Origin of the sequence: Erwinia psidii, assembly GCF_003846135.1 — a bacterium.
GTDB lineage: Bacteria > Pseudomonadota > Gammaproteobacteria > Enterobacterales > Enterobacteriaceae > Erwinia > Erwinia psidii.
In genome coordinates, this window is record NZ_RHHM01000006.1 from 74,617 (window position 1) to 93,356 (window position 18,740).

General features: G+C 55.7%; 18 protein-coding genes and 1 pseudogene. 12 read left to right on the forward strand and 7 right to left on the reverse strand.

All coding sequences use genetic code 11. The features are described from left to right. The first annotated feature begins 4 nt into the window (after nucleotides 1-4). Nucleotides 5-508, forward strand: a complete 504-nt coding sequence (locus EB241_RS09065; protein WP_124232870.1) for an Lrp/AsnC family transcriptional regulator — start codon at nucleotides 5-7, stop codon at nucleotides 506-508. Nucleotides 509-706: 198 nt separating this feature from the next. Here EB241_RS09065 and EB241_RS09070 read toward each other — a convergent pair whose 3' ends face one another. The 3 genes from EB241_RS09070 to EB241_RS09080 are packed head-to-tail and all read right to left on the reverse strand — an operon-like array spanning nucleotide 707 to nucleotide 3,453. Next, nucleotides 707-2,035, reverse strand: coding sequence for an NAD(P)/FAD-dependent oxidoreductase (locus tag EB241_RS09070; protein ID WP_124232871.1), 1,329 nt, complete (start codon nucleotides 2,033-2,035; stop codon nucleotides 707-709). A gap of 23 nt (nucleotides 2,036-2,058) precedes the next feature. Next, on the reverse strand, nucleotides 2,059-2,664 hold the full coding sequence (locus tag EB241_RS09075; RefSeq protein ID WP_124232872.1) for a helix-turn-helix domain-containing protein: 606 nt from the start codon (nucleotides 2,662-2,664) through the stop codon (nucleotides 2,059-2,061). Between the two features lie 21 nt (nucleotides 2,665-2,685). Further along, a complete protein-coding gene (locus tag EB241_RS09080; protein ID WP_199737340.1) occupies nucleotides 2,686-3,453 on the reverse strand; it encodes a substrate-binding periplasmic protein in 768 nt (255 codons plus the stop codon). Nucleotides 3,454-3,726: 273 nt separating this feature from the next. Between EB241_RS09080 and EB241_RS09085 the strand changes: the two genes are divergently transcribed. Both EB241_RS09085 and EB241_RS09090 read left to right on the forward strand, forming a co-directional pair. Further along, complete coding sequence (locus EB241_RS09085; RefSeq protein WP_124232873.1) at nucleotides 3,727-4,377, forward strand: amino acid ABC transporter permease; 651 nt, start codon at nucleotides 3,727-3,729, stop codon at nucleotides 4,375-4,377. A 1-nt stretch (nucleotide 4,378) separates the two neighbouring features. Beyond that, complete coding sequence (locus tag EB241_RS09090; RefSeq protein WP_124232874.1) at nucleotides 4,379-5,146, forward strand: amino acid ABC transporter ATP-binding protein; 768 nt, start codon at nucleotides 4,379-4,381, stop codon at nucleotides 5,144-5,146. Nucleotides 5,147-5,462: 316 nt separating this feature from the next. Here EB241_RS09090 and cueO read toward each other — a convergent pair whose 3' ends face one another. Further along, a complete protein-coding gene (gene cueO, locus EB241_RS09095) occupies nucleotides 5,463-7,064 on the reverse strand; it encodes a multicopper oxidase CueO (RefSeq protein ID WP_124232875.1) in 1,602 nt (533 codons plus the stop codon). Nucleotides 7,065-7,250: 186 nt separating this feature from the next. Between cueO and EB241_RS09100 the strand changes: the two genes are divergently transcribed. The 3 genes and pseudogenes from EB241_RS09100 to speD all read left to right on the forward strand — a co-directional run bounded on the left by EB241_RS09100 (nucleotide 7,251) and on the right by speD (nucleotide 9,399). After that, entirely contained in the window at nucleotides 7,251-7,598 is a 348-nt protein-coding gene (locus EB241_RS09100) for a YacC family pilotin-like protein (protein ID WP_124232876.1), read from the forward strand. Nucleotides 7,599-7,704: 106 nt separating this feature from the next. Beyond that, nucleotides 7,705-8,562: a polyamine aminopropyltransferase gene (gene speE / locus EB241_RS09105; RefSeq protein ID WP_124232877.1), complete on the forward strand. Its 858-nt coding sequence runs from the start codon at nucleotides 7,705-7,707 to the stop codon at nucleotides 8,560-8,562. A gap of 27 nt (nucleotides 8,563-8,589) precedes the next feature. Then, a pseudogene (gene speD, locus EB241_RS09110) lies at nucleotides 8,590-9,399 on the forward strand (adenosylmethionine decarboxylase). A 51-nt stretch (nucleotides 9,400-9,450) separates the two neighbouring features. Here the strand turns inward: speD and EB241_RS09115 are convergent. Genes EB241_RS09115 through dtnK form a run of 3 tightly spaced genes read right to left on the reverse strand, consistent with a single transcriptional unit; the run spans nucleotide 9,451 to nucleotide 12,502 of the window. Further along, the gene (locus tag EB241_RS09115) at nucleotides 9,451-10,209 is read right to left on the reverse strand and encodes a DeoR/GlpR family DNA-binding transcription regulator (protein WP_124232878.1); all 759 of its coding nucleotides are present in this window, start codon (nucleotides 10,207-10,209) and stop codon (nucleotides 9,451-9,453) included. A gap of 6 nt (nucleotides 10,210-10,215) precedes the next feature. Further along, complete coding sequence (locus EB241_RS09120) at nucleotides 10,216-11,196, reverse strand: D-threonate 4-phosphate dehydrogenase (RefSeq protein ID WP_124232879.1); 981 nt, start codon at nucleotides 11,194-11,196, stop codon at nucleotides 10,216-10,218. Further along, nucleotides 11,189-12,502 carry a D-threonate kinase gene (gene dtnK, locus EB241_RS09125; protein ID WP_124232880.1) on the reverse strand — a complete coding sequence of 438 codons (1,314 nt, stop codon included), beginning with the start codon at nucleotides 12,500-12,502 and terminating at the stop codon, nucleotides 11,189-11,191. Before dtnK ends, EB241_RS09120 begins: the two co-directional genes overlap by 8 nt. 202 nt (nucleotides 12,503-12,704) lie before the next feature. Here dtnK and EB241_RS09130 point away from each other — a divergent pair, with 202 nt between their 5' ends. The 6 genes from EB241_RS09130 (at nucleotide 12,705) to EB241_RS09155 (ending at nucleotide 18,733) form a co-directional block, all read left to right on the forward strand. Continuing rightward, nucleotides 12,705-13,856: an iron-containing alcohol dehydrogenase gene (locus tag EB241_RS09130; RefSeq protein ID WP_124232881.1), complete on the forward strand. Its 1,152-nt coding sequence runs from the start codon at nucleotides 12,705-12,707 to the stop codon at nucleotides 13,854-13,856. A 13-nt stretch (nucleotides 13,857-13,869) separates the two neighbouring features. Further along, a complete protein-coding gene (locus EB241_RS09135) occupies nucleotides 13,870-14,754 on the forward strand; it encodes a dihydrodipicolinate synthase family protein (protein WP_124233015.1) in 885 nt (294 codons plus the stop codon). A 224-nt stretch (nucleotides 14,755-14,978) separates the two neighbouring features. After that, nucleotides 14,979-16,394 (forward strand): sodium:solute symporter family protein, encoded by a 1,416-nt coding sequence (locus EB241_RS09140; protein ID WP_124232882.1) that lies wholly within the window; start codon nucleotides 14,979-14,981, stop codon nucleotides 16,392-16,394. A 4-nt stretch (nucleotides 16,395-16,398) separates the two neighbouring features. Next, nucleotides 16,399-17,586, forward strand: coding sequence for a sialidase family protein (locus EB241_RS09145; protein WP_124232883.1), 1,188 nt, complete (start codon nucleotides 16,399-16,401; stop codon nucleotides 17,584-17,586). Beyond that, nucleotides 17,583-18,059: a YhcH/YjgK/YiaL family protein gene (locus EB241_RS09150; protein ID WP_124232884.1), complete on the forward strand. Its 477-nt coding sequence runs from the start codon at nucleotides 17,583-17,585 to the stop codon at nucleotides 18,057-18,059. The genes EB241_RS09145 and EB241_RS09150 overlap by 4 nt, the downstream gene beginning before the upstream one ends. Further along, on the forward strand, nucleotides 18,056-18,733 hold the full coding sequence (locus EB241_RS09155; protein ID WP_124232885.1) for an SDR family NAD(P)-dependent oxidoreductase: 678 nt from the start codon (nucleotides 18,056-18,058) through the stop codon (nucleotides 18,731-18,733). The genes EB241_RS09150 and EB241_RS09155 overlap by 4 nt, the downstream gene beginning before the upstream one ends. The last annotated feature ends 7 nt before the right edge of the window (nucleotides 18,734-18,740 follow it).

Here is an 18,740-nt window from a genome sequence, read left to right on the forward strand (position 1 = left end):
AGCGATGACAACATTTAAATCTCCAGACCGCACCGACATCAGGATCCTTGAGCACCTTCAGCGCGAGGGCCGTTGTTCAAACCTGGAACTGGCCGAGGCGGTTAGCCTCAGTCCCAGTCCCTGTCTGACGCGCACCAAACGTATGGAGCAAAGCGGTATCATCGCCGGGTACGGCGCAAAAATTGCGCTGAACAAGCTGGGCAGTCATGTCGTGGTATTTTCCGAGATTACCCTTAGCAGTCACTACCCGGATGATTTCCGCACGTTCGAGAGCGGGGCTGCCCGGTACCGTGAAATCGTTGAATGCTACAACGTCAGCGGCGGTTACGATTATCTGCTGAAAATCATCGCGCCTAACGTCGCCCTGTTTCAGGATCTGATGGAGCATCTTTTGCAAGACGAAATAGGCATCGCGAAATTCGCAAACCGCATCGTATTACGTGAGCCTTATCAGCGACGCGGAGAACCGCTCACCATGATTGCCACCGGGACAGCGAGTTGGGAATAACATCGCACTGACAGCGGGCACGGGTTGCCCTTTTATCCTGCCGGGGCCAGATCGCCCCGGATGCTCCTCTTCCCGCTGGCCGTCAGAGTTAAGTGACGGTCCTGAACGCATCAAAAACCGTTGACACCGCCGATCACCGGGCGATTTTTCACCTCAGCGTAAACCACCGGATGTGCTTCCCGCCGCACTGCGGCGTTTTTACATCATTTGCGGTTGGCGAATCGCCTTGCCCGGCGCAAAGCGGCTCAGTCTGTACGGCGACAAATCGGTGTAAGTCTGCTCATTGAGCACCAACTGTGAACACAACTTACCGGCCCCCGGACCGATGCCAAAGCCATGTCCGCTAAAGCCGGAGGCCACGATCAGACCTGGGATCTGTGAAACTTCATCAATTACCGGCACCAGATCCGGGGTGGTATCAATCCAGCCAGCCCAGGCATGATCAACGGCTATACCCGCCAGTTGCGGGAATTCATAAACCAGTTTGGCAATTGACTCGCGCAGAATTTGCTTATCTGCTGCCGGATCCAGGATGCGCATTTTCTCAAACGGAGAGACCGCATCCATCGACCAGGAGCCTGCTGCCTCCGGGCCGGAAAAGAATGAACCGTTAATGCGGATTTTCAGCTTCTTGGCAATTTTGCTGCGATACATCGGATAAAAGCGCGTTGCGTAACGCAGGTTTTGCGGTGCAAGGTCCAGTTGACCTCGCCCGGTGATCGCCACGGTGTAGCTTCCATCCAGACGACGGCGTATCGCCAGTCCCGGTATGCTCAGACAGCCTTTGGTGACTTCAGCTGCCACCGTGCTTTTAAATGCCGTGCCAAGAATATTGGCGCTGGGTAGCGCAATGCCGTAGCGCGTACAGAAGCGTGAGCTCCAGGCACCGCCGCAACAGACTACCCTGCTGGTTTTGACCAGCCCGCGCTCTGTCCATACGCCGGTGACATGCCCGCCGCTGATATCAAGCCCGCGCACGGCACAGCGCTGCTGAATATTCACGCCCAGCTGCTGTGCCCCGACAGCCAGCGCGGGCACCGCCTGTGAGGGTTCGGCGCGGCCATCGCCAGGTGACCAGACGCCCCCCATCCACGCTGTCTGACCGCCAATACGTCCACGGGCTTCACTGGCCGACAACAGCTGGCTATGGAAACCGATATTTTTAGCCTGCTGGCCCCAGCTTTCCCATTTGGCCAGATCGCTGGCACTGGTAGTACCGTACAGGATCCCGCTGCGCCGGAATCCCACATCTTTACCAATCTCATCGCCCAGCTCAGACCAGCGTTGCAGGCTGTACATAGCCATCGGCAGCTCGTAAAGGTCGCGGTTTTGTTGCCGCACCCAGCCCCAGTTGCGACCGGACTGCTCACCTGCCATCACGCCTTTTTCAAACAGCGCCACCGACACGCCACGCTTCGCCAGCTCATAGGCAACTGAAGTACCGATGATCCCGCCGCCAATCACCACCACATCGGCCTGTTCGGGAAACGTCGGGCTGTCCGGCACTGCATCAATCTTTATGCGCATAAATTGTCCTCAACGTATCGGGTTCAAAGATGGTTGTCTGGCTTGATATGCATTATCCATAACACCTCCGCCTGCTGGGAAGTATGATTAAAAATGTTATGAATCAATGCACTACTGAACTGAAAGCTGTCACCGGGAGATAAAATGGTGCGTTCCCCCGCCAGCTCCAGCGTCAGTTCGCCGCTCATCACCAGACCCGCTTTTTCACCCATTCCCATCAACATTTCACCGGAGCGCACTCCCGGCGGGATGATGATAAACATAAACTGAATATCGTGATCGCCCGTCGGCGACAGCATCTTTTTGGCAATACCGTTTTTACCTACGTTAAAATGCGGACGTTCCGCACTACGCCGGACGTAGTGACCGATGCCTTTCAGCGACGGGTCCGATTCCTCAATAAATGCGGTGAGCGGAACTTTTAACACCAGCCGTAGCTGCTCTAACACGCGAATAGTCGGGTTAGTGAGATTACGCTCAATCTGGCTGATGGCCCCCGCCGAGACATTAGCCAGCGCCGCCAGTTCATTGATGGTCATGTTGCGCGCCTTGCGAAGGCGTTTTAAGCGCGCACCAATATCGGCCTCAAGCGAACCGGGGTCATTCACCCCGGCAATCTGTTTATTCATTCCATGTATTCCCTGAAGGGTTTACGGCATACCCCATTTCGCTTTCAGCTTATCCAGCGAACCATCCGCTTTCATGGCGCTCAGCGCCGCATTGATTTTTGCCAGTAATGCTTCATTACCTTTCTTCACCCCAAACGCCATTGGCGAAACGGACTCTGGCTTGTATCCTTCCACAACATGCATTCCTTTCAGGCCACCCGCCTTTTCCTGCGCCTTGAGGATCGGGTAATCATTCAGTGCGCCGGCGATACGACCAAGCGACAGGTCACGCGTCATGTCCGCCGGGCTGTCATACACTTTAACTTCTTTTGCGATACCGCTTTTCATCAGGCTTTGCGTGTAATCAGTTCCCGCCATGCTACCCACCACCTCTCCCTTCAGGTCCTGCCATGAGCGGTACGTTTTGTGGTTGTCATCGCGGACAATCAGTCCGGCACCAAAAGCGGTGACCTGCTGCGAAAACGAAATGCGCTTTTCCCGTTCCGGGGTGGGCGTCATACCCGCGACAATCACATCGATTTTACCGGCAATCACCGACTGGATCAGCGTGGAAAAAGGCACGGCGGTAAAGGCAATATCAAGCTGCGCACGACTGGCCACTTGATGCGCAACATCCGGCATAAACCCCTCAATCCTGCCGGTTTTGGTATCAAGAAAGGTGGTGGGGGCGCTGGAAGGTGGCGATCCAGCGGTAAGACTGGCGGCCTGCGAAACCACGCTGGTCGTCATCAACAGGGCAATGGTCAATCCCCGGCAGAACGCAGTAACGATAAAACGCGATGCAAACATAGTTCACTCCTGATAGCGGTGAATGAAATGACGCAGGTTTTTTCACTATAATGAAAATAAACACTATCTGGCGCGACAGTAAATGAATAAATTTACCTGCCCGGAGAACTGGCTATATTATTCATTGATTTTAAATAAATTTAATATCCATTCTATCGTTTTATGACGGCAATAAGTAAAGCCTATGTTGATTAAAGATAAAGCCGTTGACACCATCCTGCTCAGTGGCGATATTCATTTTAATGAAAACAGGCTACCCCACAGGAGCGCGAGATGGACTGGAACAGCATCCCGAACTATTTACCTTTTCTCCTGAAAGGGACGGAAATGACCATCGTCATCACGCTTTTTTCGCTGCTCATCAGCACGCCGTTAGGGTTACTGTTTGCCGCAGGCAAAATGAGCCCGTGGAAAATAATTTCATGGCCGGTTTCATTGGTCATTAATATTACCCGCGGACTGCCGATGATCGTGGTGTTGTTTTATATCTACTTCGTCTTCCCCGATATTGGCATTACCCTTACCTCATTTCAGGCCAGTGTCATCGGCATCGCCTTCTGTTTTTCAACCTATATCGCTGAAATCTTTCGATCGGGGATTGAATCTGTCGATCGAGGTCAGTTAGAAGCCGCCCGTTCGATGGGCATGAGTGTTGGCAAAGCGATGCGGCGGGTGATCCTGCCTCAGGCGTTCCATGTCGCCCTGCCCCCTTACAGCAACACGCTGGTGATGATGCTGAAAGATTCAGCACTGGCGTCGACTATCGCCGTCACCGAAATGACGCGCCAGGGGCAGTTAATCGCGGCGTCAACGTTCGATAATACCACCGTCTACACCCTGGTGGCCGTGCTCTATCTGCTACTTTGTCTGCCGCTACTGGCCGTCAGCAAACGGCTGGAAATACGCCGGATAAACGGAGCCTGAAATGATTGAAATCAATGAGGTTCATAAGCGTTTCGGCCCGGTTGAAGTGCTTAAAGGCGTGACTTTCACCGTCAGCGAGGGTGAAGTGGTATGCCTGATTGGCCCGTCAGGATCGGGAAAATCGACAATCCTGCGCTGTATCAACGGGCTGGAGAGCTATGAAGAAGGTGAGATCCGCGTGTTAGGTCAGCGCGTTAATCATCGGGATAAAAACATCAACGCGCTGCGGCGGCAAATCGGAATGGTGTTTCAGCGCTTCAATCTTTTTCCACACCGCAGCGTGCTGGAAAATGTCATGGAAGGCCCGATACATGTCAATGGCGAGCCGCGCGCCATCGCGGAGAAACGGGCAAAGGACCTGCTGGCGATGGTCGGGCTGGCGGAAAAAATACAGGCGTGGCCCATGCAGCTGTCGGGGGGACAGCAACAGCGCGTCGCCATTGCCCGTACTCTCGCGCTACAGCCACGCGCCATTTTGTTTGACGAGCCGACCTCGGCGCTTGATCCTGAACTGGTTGGCGATGTGCTGCAAGTGATGCGCAACCTGGCGCGGGATGGCATGACGATGGTGGTGGTTACGCATGAAATGCAATTCGCCCGCGAGGTGGCGGATCGGGTGTGCTTCCTGCACAGCGGACAGATAGTTGAACAGGGGCCGGCAGAGCAGATCCTGCTACGCCCGCGGGAACCCCGTACTCAGGATTTTCTCAGAAGGGTGCTGGGTTCGCCGGAGCCTGGCGTGTGCAACCATTGTCAGATGAAAAAGTAAATAACCGGTGTCGCCTGGCGGACGTTTTCACACTTTCAATGCGCTTAACGGCCATAACCGCAACGCCCTGGTAAACGAATGCCGGATGTCGTGCCGTCAGCCAGCGTTTCCACTAAAACTGCAAACCAATCATTGCCCGAAATCTGTTCCGCTGGCACTGGCGGAATGGGCAGAAAAACGCTGCTGTCACATAGCAGTTTATTAAGCCCGGAAACCAACGCAGAGTGCGTTTATCGGGTGCTTCAACCGGGCTTGCCGGACAGAAACAGTGGATTTTCATCTGTTGAGCACCCGGTCATCAGGTACGGGAAACGACTCATTCACTCACCGTAAATCCCAGCATCATGCCGGTATCTTCATGCTCCAGCAGATGGCAGTGTGCCATATAAGCCTGCGCTTTACTGGCAGGATGATTAAAACTCACCAGCACTTCACTGCGCCAGCCTTCCACCCGAACCATATCTTTCCAACCGCTGCGGTGGGGAGCCGGCGGTTTACCATTTTCAGAAAGAATACGAAACTGGGTGCCATGAATATGAAAAGGATGCAGCATCAGATCGCCCTCGCCGGAAATGGTCCATTTCTCCATGACACCCTGCTTCACATCAAATGATGGCGTGTTCATATCAAAAGCAACACCGTTGATTTTATTGGCATTGTGGAAATCAAATGCCGCTGGGGCAGGTTTCTCATGCGCCATGCCTGGCATTGCACCATGATCCATCTCCGCCATTGGTTGCGCATCGTCAGGGGCATTATCATGCGCATCGCCACTCATACCCGCCATTGCGGCGTGACCATACCTTTCCATCAACGCCAGCATACCGCGCCTGTCCAGTTCCGGGTCCATCGTCAGTTGCAACAGGCGCGATGGTATCCCTTCCTGCTTTGGCAGGGCTGGCACCGCCACCAGCTTATCCGGCAGGGTACCACTGGCCAGAATCGCCAACGGCTGAATGGTCAGCAGCGGTAACGGCTGCTCAAAGGGTGCCAGCGTCATCCCCATCTGCTGCACCGGCAACGTTTGCAGATCAAAGGTCTTGCCATCATGCGTATCAACCAGCACTTCAAAACGCTCACCCGGCATCATCGGCAGTTCATTGAGTTGCACCGGCTCCGCCAGCAATCCACCATCGCTACCAATCACATACAGCGGGCGGCTGTCACTGGTCGCCAGCATCAGCGAACGGGCGTTACATCCGTTTAGCAGCCGCAGACGCAGCCAGCCACGCGGTACGGCATGCAGTGGACAGACAGCGCCATTGGTGAGCATGGTGTCACCGAACCATCCCGTTGCCGCACTCATGATGTCCAGCTGATAATCAATCCTGCTGCCATCCGCGCTCAGTCGCTTATCCTGCAAAATGACCGGAATATCATCCACGCCCCAGATTTTGGGCAGCAGCAGTTTTTCACTGTCGTCATCTTTCAGCAACAGCATTCCGGCCAACCCCTGTGCCACCTGGTAGCCGGTACGACCATGTTGATGTGGGTGATACCAACAGGTTGCGGCAGGCTGATCGGGAGTAAAGCTGACACGGCGAAACTGACCGGGCGCAATCAGCCCCTGTGGGCCGCCCTCTGTTTCGCCAGGAATGGCCAGTCCGTGCCAGTGGACCGTCGTCGCTTCCGCCAGCCTGTTATGCAGATTCATCGTCACCGGCTTCCCGCGCTCCAGGACAATGGCTGGCCCCAACAGTGCGCCATTGTATCCCCAGGTGGTGACGGCTTTCCCCAGCAGCCGCGTCTGTCCCTGCTGCGCTGCAAGGTTGATAACGCCGCGTGGGTCCGGCGTTAACAGTGGCGGGACAGGCAGGCTGGGACGGGGCTGCTGCGCCATCAGTGAACGGCTCCACAATGGCAGCGCACTGGCAGCGGCCATCGCGCTACTCAGCTTAATAAAATCACGACGATGCATCCGTTTTTCCTTCACCAGAAATGGTTTACAGATAGCAGCATAACCCCTGCCCCTGCACCGGGGTCAAGTTGCCTGCGGCATCACTGAAAGTTATTACAAGAAAATCGCCCACGCTCAGGCAAAATTGCCTGAAGCCTGTTAATAACTGTGCTAACGTCTGGCTATTCCAATCGGTTGAGAACAATTATGAAGAAAAGCATCCTGGCTCTGCTGTTTCTGGGGCTATCTGGCTTCTCGTCGGCAAGTTTTGCGCTTAACGAGTCAGAAGCAGAAGATCTGGCGGATCTGACCGCTGTGTTTGTCTACCTTAAAAATGACTGCGGCTATCGGGATCTGCCGGATGATCAAATCCGCCGGGCGCTGATGTTTCTTGCGCGTCAGAATCGCTGGGATTTGAGTAATTACAGCAGCTATAACATGAAGTCGCTGGGCGAGGACAGTTATAAAGATCTCAGCGGTATCGCTGTACCCAACGATATGAAATGCAAATCCCTGGCCCGAGATTCCCTGAGCCTGCTCGCATACGTCAGATAATCCTCATAATGCGCCCTCGCTGATAATTTGACCGTGCAACCACGGTCAGAGTTAGCTATTATACCGCCCCATTTTTCATGGCTATTTTCACCAGGAGAGCCTCATCATGGCTGAAAAGGACAGGTGGTATGAAACGCTTCATACCGGTTTTGGGCAGTGTTTTTCTGTTGACCAGGTATTGTACCGTGAGCAAACCGGGCATCAGGACCTGATCATCTTTGAAAATGCCGCACTGGGCCGCGTCATGGCGCTGGATGGTGTGGTACAAACCACCGAGCGTGATGAATTTATTTATCACGAGATGATGACCCATGTGCCCTTGCTTGCCCACGGCAACGCGAAGCGCGTACTGATTATCGGCGGCGGCGATGGTGCCATGTTGCGTGAAATCAGTCGTCATCAAAACATCGAACAGATAACGATGGTGGAAATCGACGCGGGCGTGGTGGAATTCTGCCAGCAGTATCTGCCCAATCACAGCGCCGGTGCTTATCAGGATCCGCGTCTGAATCTGGTGATTGACGATGGCGTGAATTTTGTCAGTCGCTGCAACGATAAGTTTGACGTAATTATTTCAGACTGCACCGATCCTATCGGTCCCGGTGAGAGCCTCTTTACTTCCGCCTTTTACGAAGGTTGCCACCGCTGCCTTAATGAAAACGGCATCTTCGTGGCACAAAACGGCGTGTGCTTCCTGCAACAGGAAGAAGCCGTTAACAGCCATCGCAAACTGAGCCACTACTTTCGTGACGTCACGTTTTACCAGGCGGCGATCCCGACCTATTACGGTGGCATCATGACCTTCGCCTGGGCCAGCGATAATCCGGCACTGCGCCAGCCGGATACCACAACATTGCAGGCTCGTCTCGCTGCTACTGGCCTTAACTGTCGTTATTACAATCCGGCAATTCATACTGGCAGCTTTGCCCTGCCACAATATCTGTTAAATGTGCTGGCCGAGTGACCGGACATTTCAAGGGGGTGAACAAAATTGCAAAAGCTTAAACTACATGGCTTCAACAATCTGACCAAAAGCCTGAGTTTTTGTATCTACGATATCTGTTATGCCAACTCCGACGCGGAGCGTGACGGATATATTGCTTATATTGATGAACAGTATAACGCTAACCGGCTGACTGAAATCCTCAGTGAAACCTGCTCAATTATTGGCGCGAATGTGCTGAATATTGCCCGTCAGGACTACGAGCCATAGGGTGCCAGCGTCACCATTCTGGTTAGCGAAGAGCCAATTGACCCGGATGATATCGATACCTCTGAGCATCCAGGCCCACTGCCTAACTCGGTAGTGGCTCACCTCGATAAGAGTCATATCTGCGTTCACACCTACCCGGAAAGCCACCCTGAAGGCGGCCTTTGTACTTTTCGTGCCGATATTGAAGTATCGACCTGCGGCGTCATTTCACCGTTGAAAGCGCTGAACTATCTGATCCACCAGCTGGAATCCGATATTGTCACCATCGACTATCGCGTGCGCGGCTTTACGCGCGACGTTAACGGCGTGAAGCACTATATCGATCATCAGATCAACTCTATTCAGAACTTTATGTCGGAAGACATGAAGTCGATGTACGACATGGTGGATGTGAACGTGTATCAGGAAAACATCTTTCATACCAAGATGTTACTGAAAGAGTTTGATCTTAAACACTACCTGTTTAATACCAAACCGGAAGAGTTAAGCCCACTGGAACACAAACGCATCACCGACCTGCTGTGGAAAGAGATGCGTGAAATTTACTATGGACGCAACATTCCCTACGTGGTGCCCAAAGCGCCCTGAATAAGAGCGAAAGCGGGCTGCCAGCGCATTGCCCGCTTTTTTGCTCCAGGATCAGGTCAACTGCAAACGGAAAGGCTGGTCCCCCAGTTCACGCTGTATCTCTTCACCCAGATGTTTATCAGTAATGATATCCGTGAGATTTTGCAACGGCGTTGCGCAAAACAGTGACCATGAACTGTACTTACTGCTGTCGGCCAGCAACACCCGACGGCGGGCATTCACCAGCAGATCCTCTTTCAGTCCGGCTTTTTCCTCGGTGGGTGCGGTAATACCCTTTTCCAGACTCCATGAATTACAGCTGACAAAGGCGACGTCAGGGTAGAGATTACGCAACAGCCTGCGGCCATGATCGCCGACACAGGACTGGCTGGAATCATCAATGCGCCCACCAATAATGGTCACTTCAATCTGTTTGAACTCCGACAGAAACAGCGCAATATGCAGATCGGCGGTGATCACCCGGAGTTGCAGATGCGTCAACTGGCGCGCCAGCTCCATCATGGTAGTCCCCGCATCCAGCACCACCGCATCGCCCGAACGCACCAGGGTCGCCGCCGCGCGGGCAATCGCCTGTTTTTCTGCCAGATTGCGCTGCATTTTCTCAAGCGTGGTCGGCTGGGCGGGAATAAAACGGTTCAGGGTCACGCCACCGTGTGAACGGCTGATCACCCCTTCACGATCGAGTTTGATTAAATCCCGCCGGATGGTGGCTGGTGACGCCTCAATGGCTGCCACCAGCTGCTCGACGGTGACCAGGTTATGGCTTTTCAGATAGTCCATAATCTGGTCGAGGCGGCTTTGTCCCTTCATATATCCTTATGCAAGCTGCATTGCCAGCTGAATGGAAATCGTCATGCTCTCAGACTTCGCTTTACCTGTCCAGGCAATATCAAATGCCGTGCCGTGGTCAGCAGAGGTGCGGATAAACGGCAGACCGGCAGTAATATTCACCCCGTCGTAGAAACCCAACAGCTTCAGCGGAATGTGTCCCTGATCGTGATACATCGCCACCACCATATCGTAGTGGCCTTCATGGCATTGCAGAAAAACGGTATCCGGTGGGCACGGCCCGGAAACATTCAGCCCCTGCGCCTTCATCGCCTCAACCGACGGACCGACGATGTTAATCTCTTCGTCGCCAAACAGGCCATTTTCACCGGCATGTGGGTTGACTCCTGCCACCGCAATGCGCGGATCCCGGTAGCCCACGCGTCGCAGGAAGGTATCCGCCATGCCAATCACCGTCGCCACGCGTTCACCGTTCAGCGTATCAAGGAATTTACGCAACGCGATATGGGTGGTCACATGGATCACCTTCAGCCGATCGGTATAAAGCACCATCGCGTAGTCTTTACTGTCGGTCAGTTTCGCCAACAGTTCAGTGTGGCCAGGGTAGAGATGCCCGGCCGAATGCAACGCCTCTTTGTTCAGCGGGGCGGTGGCGATGGCCTGCACCTCACCCGTCATCGCCAGTTCCGTCGCCCTTTTCACGCAGCGAAATGCCAGGTCGCCTGCGGCAACCTGCACCACACCCGGCCTGAGCGCCTGAGGATCGGCCAGCGGCTCGTCGATAATATTAATGATCCCCGGTGCAAAATGGGCCTCCGATACGCGGTTAAGCACCCGCAATTCCGCCTGCGGTGTGACAGCCATACTCATCACCCGTCGCAGCGTACTGGCACACCCCACCACCACGGCCGACGCCCCCGACAGCGCGCCTTCAGCCAGCGATTTAATAATAATTTCCGGGCCAATGCCCGCCGGATCGCCCATGGTAACCGCAATAATTTTACTCACCTGACTTCTCCTCAATAAAATGAAAAACGTCTACCAGGGTATTTTCATCTCCAAAACCGCCTGCTTTGGTCAGCACCAGCAGATCATTTTTACTGTTCAGCAGTTGCCCCCACGGGACACAGCCTGCCACCAGCCCACCGAGATGAATCCCCTCAGCACCCAGCCCACTGGCCACGGCGATCGCCACATCACCGCCGGAGAGATAAAGTCCTCGCGGCTGTACCTCACCCACAACATCCCGCACCAGCGCGGCCAGAAACTCACAAATATGTTCGCCCATCTGCTGACGGCTCAGGCCATAATGCTGGCAGAGGGCGTGAATGTCGTATCGCTGGCTGACCTGCTGGCAGGTGCGCACTACGCAGTGCTGCCCCCGTTGCAGGGCCTCAGTCGCCTGCTGTCGCCACGGCATATCACCCGCTCCGTCGCATAAAACCTGCCGGATATCGATGTCAATCAGGCACAGCGGATAGTGCTGCTGCAGGCGAACAATCTGGCGGCTGGCGATATCACTCATTGAGCCGATGACCGCCAGCATCGCAGCCTGCTGTCCTGGCGTTATGGGCAAGGCAGCAATGGAATTACCGTTGCCACCCAGAAACTCGCTCAGGGCGTCGCTCAGCCCGGCGGCACCCACCAACAGTGGACGCGGCGAAAGCGCTGCCGCCGTCCGCACGATATGGTGTAAATCCTCCTGCCGTTCCGCATCCAGCACAATCAGCCGCTGGCCTTCAGCTATCGCGGCGGCGAGACGGGCGGCCAGGTCCGGCTGGCGCACCGCATCCAGCGGCAGCAGGCCAGCGTTCAGCGAGCTTTGCTCCTGTAGTCGCGTAATGATGCTGGCGCTGCTGACCGGCGTCTTTGGGTCGCTGGCGTATTCCGTTTCGCTCAGTAGCTGGCCGTCGATATAACACATCCCCTGCCGCGTGGTTCGGCCCAGCGTCGGCACCGCCGGAACCACCAGCGCCGCCGGGGCGTTACTGGCCAGCAAAGCCGCTTCTGTCTCAGCGCCGGGATTGCCGCGTAGCGTGGAATCCATTTTTTTGAAGATCCAGCCGTCGCCTGTCAGCACGCGACCCCGGGTCACCGCCTCGGTGGTTCGCTGTGCAGCCAGCGCCGCATCACATGCCCGGCTGTCGGTATTGATCACCCAGACATCCGCGTCATCTCGGCTCCCCTCTCCGGTCGGGTTAAACAGGACATTAACGCGAGCGCCGGCCCTCGCCAGTCCGCCACCGGTATCGTTGGCACCGGTCAGATCGTCCGCCACCACCAGCACCGGCGTTTTCCATTGCACGTAGGCCATTTCGTCTCCTGCGCCCCTTCGGGAAAAACCTGTCGATTTGCGTAATATTGATTATATTCAATCATAATTGATTATATGTGAGCAACTTCAAATTAATATAAATCAATTTACCCTATAAAATTAATCACGAACTGCAGCACACTGCGGAAAATTGAGCGAATACAATCAATTCTCTCCAACAAGGCAGACAAGGGTAAGGCAAATGAATATCAACAGCACCGTCATCAGTGGTTATCGGGCGCTTCAGGACATCAGCTGGCTGTTACAGGGTGTACAGCGCGCCCTGCTGGTGACGGATAAAAATATCGTCGGTATCCCGGCAGTGCAGGCGCTGATCGGGGAGATGGGCAATCAGGTTGGCACCCTGATCCTGATTGATAGCGTCCCGGCGGAACCCAGTCAGCATGATGTGACGACAATTCTCGCCGGGCTGGATTGCCATGAGGTGGATCTGGTGATTGGCGTCGGCGGCGGCAGCGTGCTGGACGTTGCCAAGCTACTGTCGGTGCTTTGCATTAAAAACGCCCCCACGCTGGATGCGTTGTTGAAGGGTGAAAAACCACAGCATCGTACCGCGTCACTGCTGATCCCGACCACGGCAGGAACCGGTTCAGAAGCCACCCCTAACGCCATTCTGGCCATTCCTGAAAAAGAAACCAAGGTGGGAATTATTTCGCCGGTGATGTTGCCTGATTATGTGGTGCTGGCACCGGAGCTGACCACCACTATGCCCGCCCATATCGCTTCCTCCACCGGTATTGATGCACTGTGCCATCTGATCGAATGCTTCACCGCCACGGTTGCCAATCCGGTCAGCGATAACTACGCGCTGATGGGGCTGCATAAGCTGTTTGCCAGCCTGGAAAAAGCCGTGGCCGAACCGGACAATCTCACCGCACGCCTCGATATGCTGTGGGCATCGTATTACGGCGGTGCGGCGATTGCCCATGCCGGGACGCATTTGGTCCACGCCATGTCTTACCCACTGGGGGGCAAATACCATCTTCCGCACGGTGTGGCGAATGCCATCCTGCTCGCCCCCTGTATGCGCTTCATTCGCCCGGCGGTAGTCAGCAAATTTGCACAGGCTTATGACCTGCTGCCGGATGCAGACCCCGCCCTCACTGAAGATCAAAAATCCCATGCGCTGGTTGACTACTTCACCGCGCTGGTGAAACGGCTGCAACTGCCCGCCAGCCTTGACGAACTGGGTATTGGCGCCGATCGGCTGCCCTCACTGGTTGACGCCGCGCTGGATGTACAGCGCCTGATGAAGAACGTGCCTGCCCCGGTCAGCGCCAGCGAGGTTCGTGAGGTTTATCTGTCGCTGTTCCCGGCTCGCACCCCTGACTGATGACGAGGACATGATGAGTAAAAACATTTCCGGCGTACTGACCGCTATCGTCACGCCATTCACCCGTGACGGTGACTACCACGACGCCGCCATGCGCATCCAGATCCGGCGTCAGCTGGCCGCCGGTAACGGCATTTTCTGCGGCGGCACCAACGGCGAATTCTTTGTGCTCAGCAGTGAAGAGAAGCTGGCTGTCGCCAGAACCTGCGTGGAGGAGGTGGCTGGCAGGGCACCGGTTATCGCGCACATTGGTGAAATCGCTACCCGTGAAACGGTTCGCCTGGGCAAACAGATTGCGGCGACAGGGGTGGATGCCGTTTCCGCGATCACGCCGTGGTTTGTGCCACTCAGCCAGCAGGCACTGATGGCCCATTACCGCCAGATTGCTGACGCACTTGACGTGCCGCTGTTTCTCTACAACATCCCGGCGCGCACCGGCAACACCCTGGAACCGGAGACGGTGCGCCAGCTGGCTTCCCACCCGAATATCGTCGGCATTAAAGATAGCGCTGGCAGTTATGACAGCCTGAGCGGTTTCCTGCACGCCGCCGAAGGTATTGATCGCTTTGATGTACTGAACGGCCCGGATTCCCTGATCCATCAGGGGTTCGTTGACGGCTGTTCGGCCTGTATCTCCGGCCTGGCCAACGTTGCGCCACAAGCGATCAACGCCATCTGGTCACAGTTCCTCGCCGGGAATATTGCAGGTTCACGCCGCGCGCAGGAAAACGTCACCGGCCTGCGTACCGATCTCTACAGCATCGGTTTTTCGCCCGCGGTGGTGAAAAAAGCGGTGGCGTTGATGGGCCATGATGTGGGTGAAAGCCGCTATGCCGTGCGCTTCAGCGCCGAAGAAGAGCAGCGCATTCGCCAGCTGGTCAGGCAATACACACACTGATGTGCCACAGCGGCAATCGCCGCGACACCGGGACAGGCAAGATACCCCTGGGCGGCACTGCCTGGCTGGCCCGTCACGTTGCCACCTTCATCAACCGCTGAAACTACCGGCGTGGTGGGCGGGCAGGCCACACCTGTGCTCACCGCCTGACGTTACCTTAACCCAGCAAGGCGCGAACAGCCCCCTCAGGTCGGGCGCGCCATGAGAAACTGTGAGGCATTACAATGAAAGAGTTTTCCTCCTCAGGCACGCTGATCATTATCGGGATGGTGGTAGCCTATATTCTGTTTACCACCTGGCTCACTTACCGCCTGCGTAGTAAAAGTTCCGGCGATTTTATGGAAGGTTCACGGGCGATGCCGGCTTTTATCGTTGGCATTATGCTGATGTCTGAATATATCGGTGCCAAGTCAACCATTGGCACCGCACAGGCCGCCTTTGAGGATGGTTTTGCCGCCTCATGGTCCGTGATTGGCGCAGCGATTGGCTTCCCGATTTTCGGGCTGCTACTGGTGAAACGCATCTACAATACCGGCAAAATCACCATTTCAGGTGCGGTGGCCGAAAAGTTCGGTAGCACCACCAAAAACATTATTTCCCTGATTATGATTTACGCTCTGCTACTGGTGAACGTAGGCAACTACGTCAGCGGCGCGGCGGCTATCTCCACGGTACTGAAAGTCAATCTGCCGGTGGCCGCCTTTATCACCGCCATTGTCAGTACATTCTACTTCGCCTTTGGCGGGATGAAGGGGATGGCGTGGGTCACCCTGTTACACAGCGCGCTGAAGTACGTTGGCATTCTGATTATTCTTGGCGTGGCGCTGAAGATGACTGGCGGCATTACGCCGATGGTGCAACAGATGCCGGACTTTTACTGGACGTGGGACGGCCATGTCGGGGCCAGCACCATCGTGGCCTGGCTGATCGGCACCATTGGTTCAATCTTCTGTACCCAGTTTGTTATCCAGGCGATCTCTTCAACCAAAAGCCCTGCCGCCGCCCGTCGGGCAACCTGGGTCGCCTTTTTCTTCTGCCTGCCCATCGGTATTGCTATTGCGGTGATTGGCGTGGCGGCAAAATACCTGCATCCCGACATTAAGAGCCTCTATGCCCTGCCGGTTTTTTTACAGGATATGAGCCCGTGGCTGGCCGGGATTGTCACCACCTCGCTGGTGGCGTCTATTTTCGTCAGCGTCGGCACGGTGGCGCTGGCTATCGCCTCGCTGATTGTCAAAGATTTCTATGTGCCATACCGCCACCCCACGCCGGAGCGGGAGTTCAGAATGACCCGTCTGCTGTCGCTGGCGATCGGTTTTGCACCGCTGATTTTCGTGCTGCTGGTACCGGAAGTGCTGAAGCTCTCTTTCTTTACCCGCGCTATTCGCCTGTCGATTTCCGTGGTGGCGATCATCGCATTCTATCTGCCGATGTTCAAAAGCGCCCGCGGCGCAAACTGGGGACTGGTGGGTGCCTGCGTGGTGACCTCGGTGTGGTTCCTGCTGGGCGATCCCTTTGGCATTAACAACATGTATATCGCCCTGATCACACCGGCGGTGATCATGGTAATTGATCACCTGATCCCACGTCGGGAAAGCGACAAGCACACCAACGACAGTTTACAAAAAAGTGGAGCGTAAAATAATGGATACCGTAACCGTGGAGCATGATGGACTGATCCGTCTGGCAGATGACGACAGCGCGTTACGCGTCGCAATGCTGCCCTCCCCTTGCCCCCAGAATCACGCGGCTAATTTGCTGCCGTTGCCGGATGGCGACGTGCTCTGCTGCTGGTTTGGCGGTACACAGGAAGGGATTGCTGATATTTCCATTTGGTGTTCGCGTCTGGCAAAAGGCAGCCCACGCTGGAGCGAGCCGCAGAAGCTCTCGCAAGACAACGGCCGCTCGGAGCAAAACCCGGTGCTGTTTCTTGCCCCGGATAACATTCTGTGGCTGATGTATACCGCGCAGAAATCAGGTAATCAGGATACCGCCATCGTCCGCTATCGTCAGTCTGCCGACTTTGGCAAAAGCTGGGGGCCCATCGCCACACTGCTGGAGACGCCCGGTACGTTTATCCGCCAGCCGCTGGTGGTGCTACCCAATGGTAACTGGCTGCTGCCGGTGTTTTACTGCACAACCCGGCCCGGCGAGAAATGGGTGGGGAATGATGATACCAGCGCGGTGAAGATTTCATCGGATCAGGGGAAAACGTGGCGTGATGTGATGGTGCCGGAAAGCACCGGCCGTGTGCATATGAATATTACACTGCTGAAGGATGGCTCGCTGCTGGCGCTGTTTCGCAGCCGGTGGGCTGACCATATCTGGCTCAGTCGCTCATACGATAACGGCGAAAGCTGGTCGGTGCCGCAGCCCACCGACCTGCCAAATAACAATTCCTCCATTCAGGTCACCACGCTTGCCAATGGCAATCTGGCGTTGGTGTTCAACGCCATGAGTGCCGAAGGCGCCAGCGAGCGACGCCTGTCGCTGTACGATGAAATTGAGGATGAGGAGGACACCGCTTCCGCCGTTGCGCCGGTATCGCAGGCCGGAAAAACCGCGTTCTGGGGCGCACCGCGCGCACCAATGACGCTGGCTGTGTCGCAAGACGGTGGCAGAAGCTGGCCGTGGCGGCGAAATCTTGATGAGGGTGATGGCTATTGTATGACCAACAACTCACAGCTGAAGCTCAACCGTGAATTCTCCTATCCCACCATCAAACAGGGGATCAACGGCGAACTGCACATCGCCTATACCTACTTTCGCCAGGCGATCAAATATGTCTGCCTCAACGAAGAGTGGGTCACCCACGCAGGAGCGCAACGATGATTACCGGCAATCTGAACACCCTGACGATGGCAAACTTACCGCCTTCTCTTTACTCGCTGCTCACCAGACCGGAGCACAGTCTGGCGGCCCTGCGGGCGCAGGATGACGGCAGATTTCAACCGACAGGTGAAAGCTGGTTTTACACCATCAGCGTGGCACAGACGGCGGTGGCTGACACCCGACATACTGAGTTTCACCGTCAGTATCTGGATATTCAGATCGTGCTGGAGGGCACAGAAACCATCAATTTCTCCTGTGCTGACGCCCGCCAACAACAGGCAACAGAAACAAAACCCGATCTGTTTATTGTCGCCCACCCACAGCTGCCGCATTCGGTGCAGCTTGCTGCCGGTGATTTCGTCATCTTTTATCCGGGCGAAGCACACCAGGCACTGTGCGCCATTGGTAAACCCGCGACGGTGCGTAAAGCGGTGTTTAAAATTCCACTGGCGATGTCGGGGACGATGCGATGAGCCGCCACGCCCTGATCACGGGAGCCAGCTCCGGGATTGGCGCGGCGATTGTTGCACGATTACTGGACGAGGGCTGGACGGTAACCGGACTGAGCCGGACGCCGGTTGCACTCCCGCATCCACGCTTTACCTCGCTGCCGGTTGATCTGGTTGATACCCACGCCTTAAAGCAGGTGTTACGTACCCTGTCGCAGGTTGATGCGCTAATCCATGCGGCGGGGATGATGAAGGCAGCACCGCTCGGCCAGCTTGATGAAGAAAGCGGCCAACGGCTGTGGCAGTTACACATTGCCGTAGCAGAAGTGATGGCTAACCAGCTGGTGGATCGGCTGCCAGCGGGGGGACGTATTATTCTGATTGGCAGTCGCACCTCGGTGGGTGCCGCAGGACGCAGTCAGTACGTCAGCACCAAATCGGCAATGAAAGGGATGGTAAGAAGCTGGGCGGCGGAGCTGGCCGCACGCGGTATTACCGCCAATATTGTGGCCCCGGGAGCGACGGCCACGCCGATGCTCACCATGCCGGGACGGGAAAGTTCCCAGCCGACCATGCCCCCCATCGGCCGTTATATTCAGCCTGAGGAGGTCGCAGGGCTGGTCAGCTTTTTACTCTCCCCGGCTGCCGATGCAATTACGGGTCAGGAAGTGGTGATTTGTGGCGGCGCATCACTGTAATCTCCGT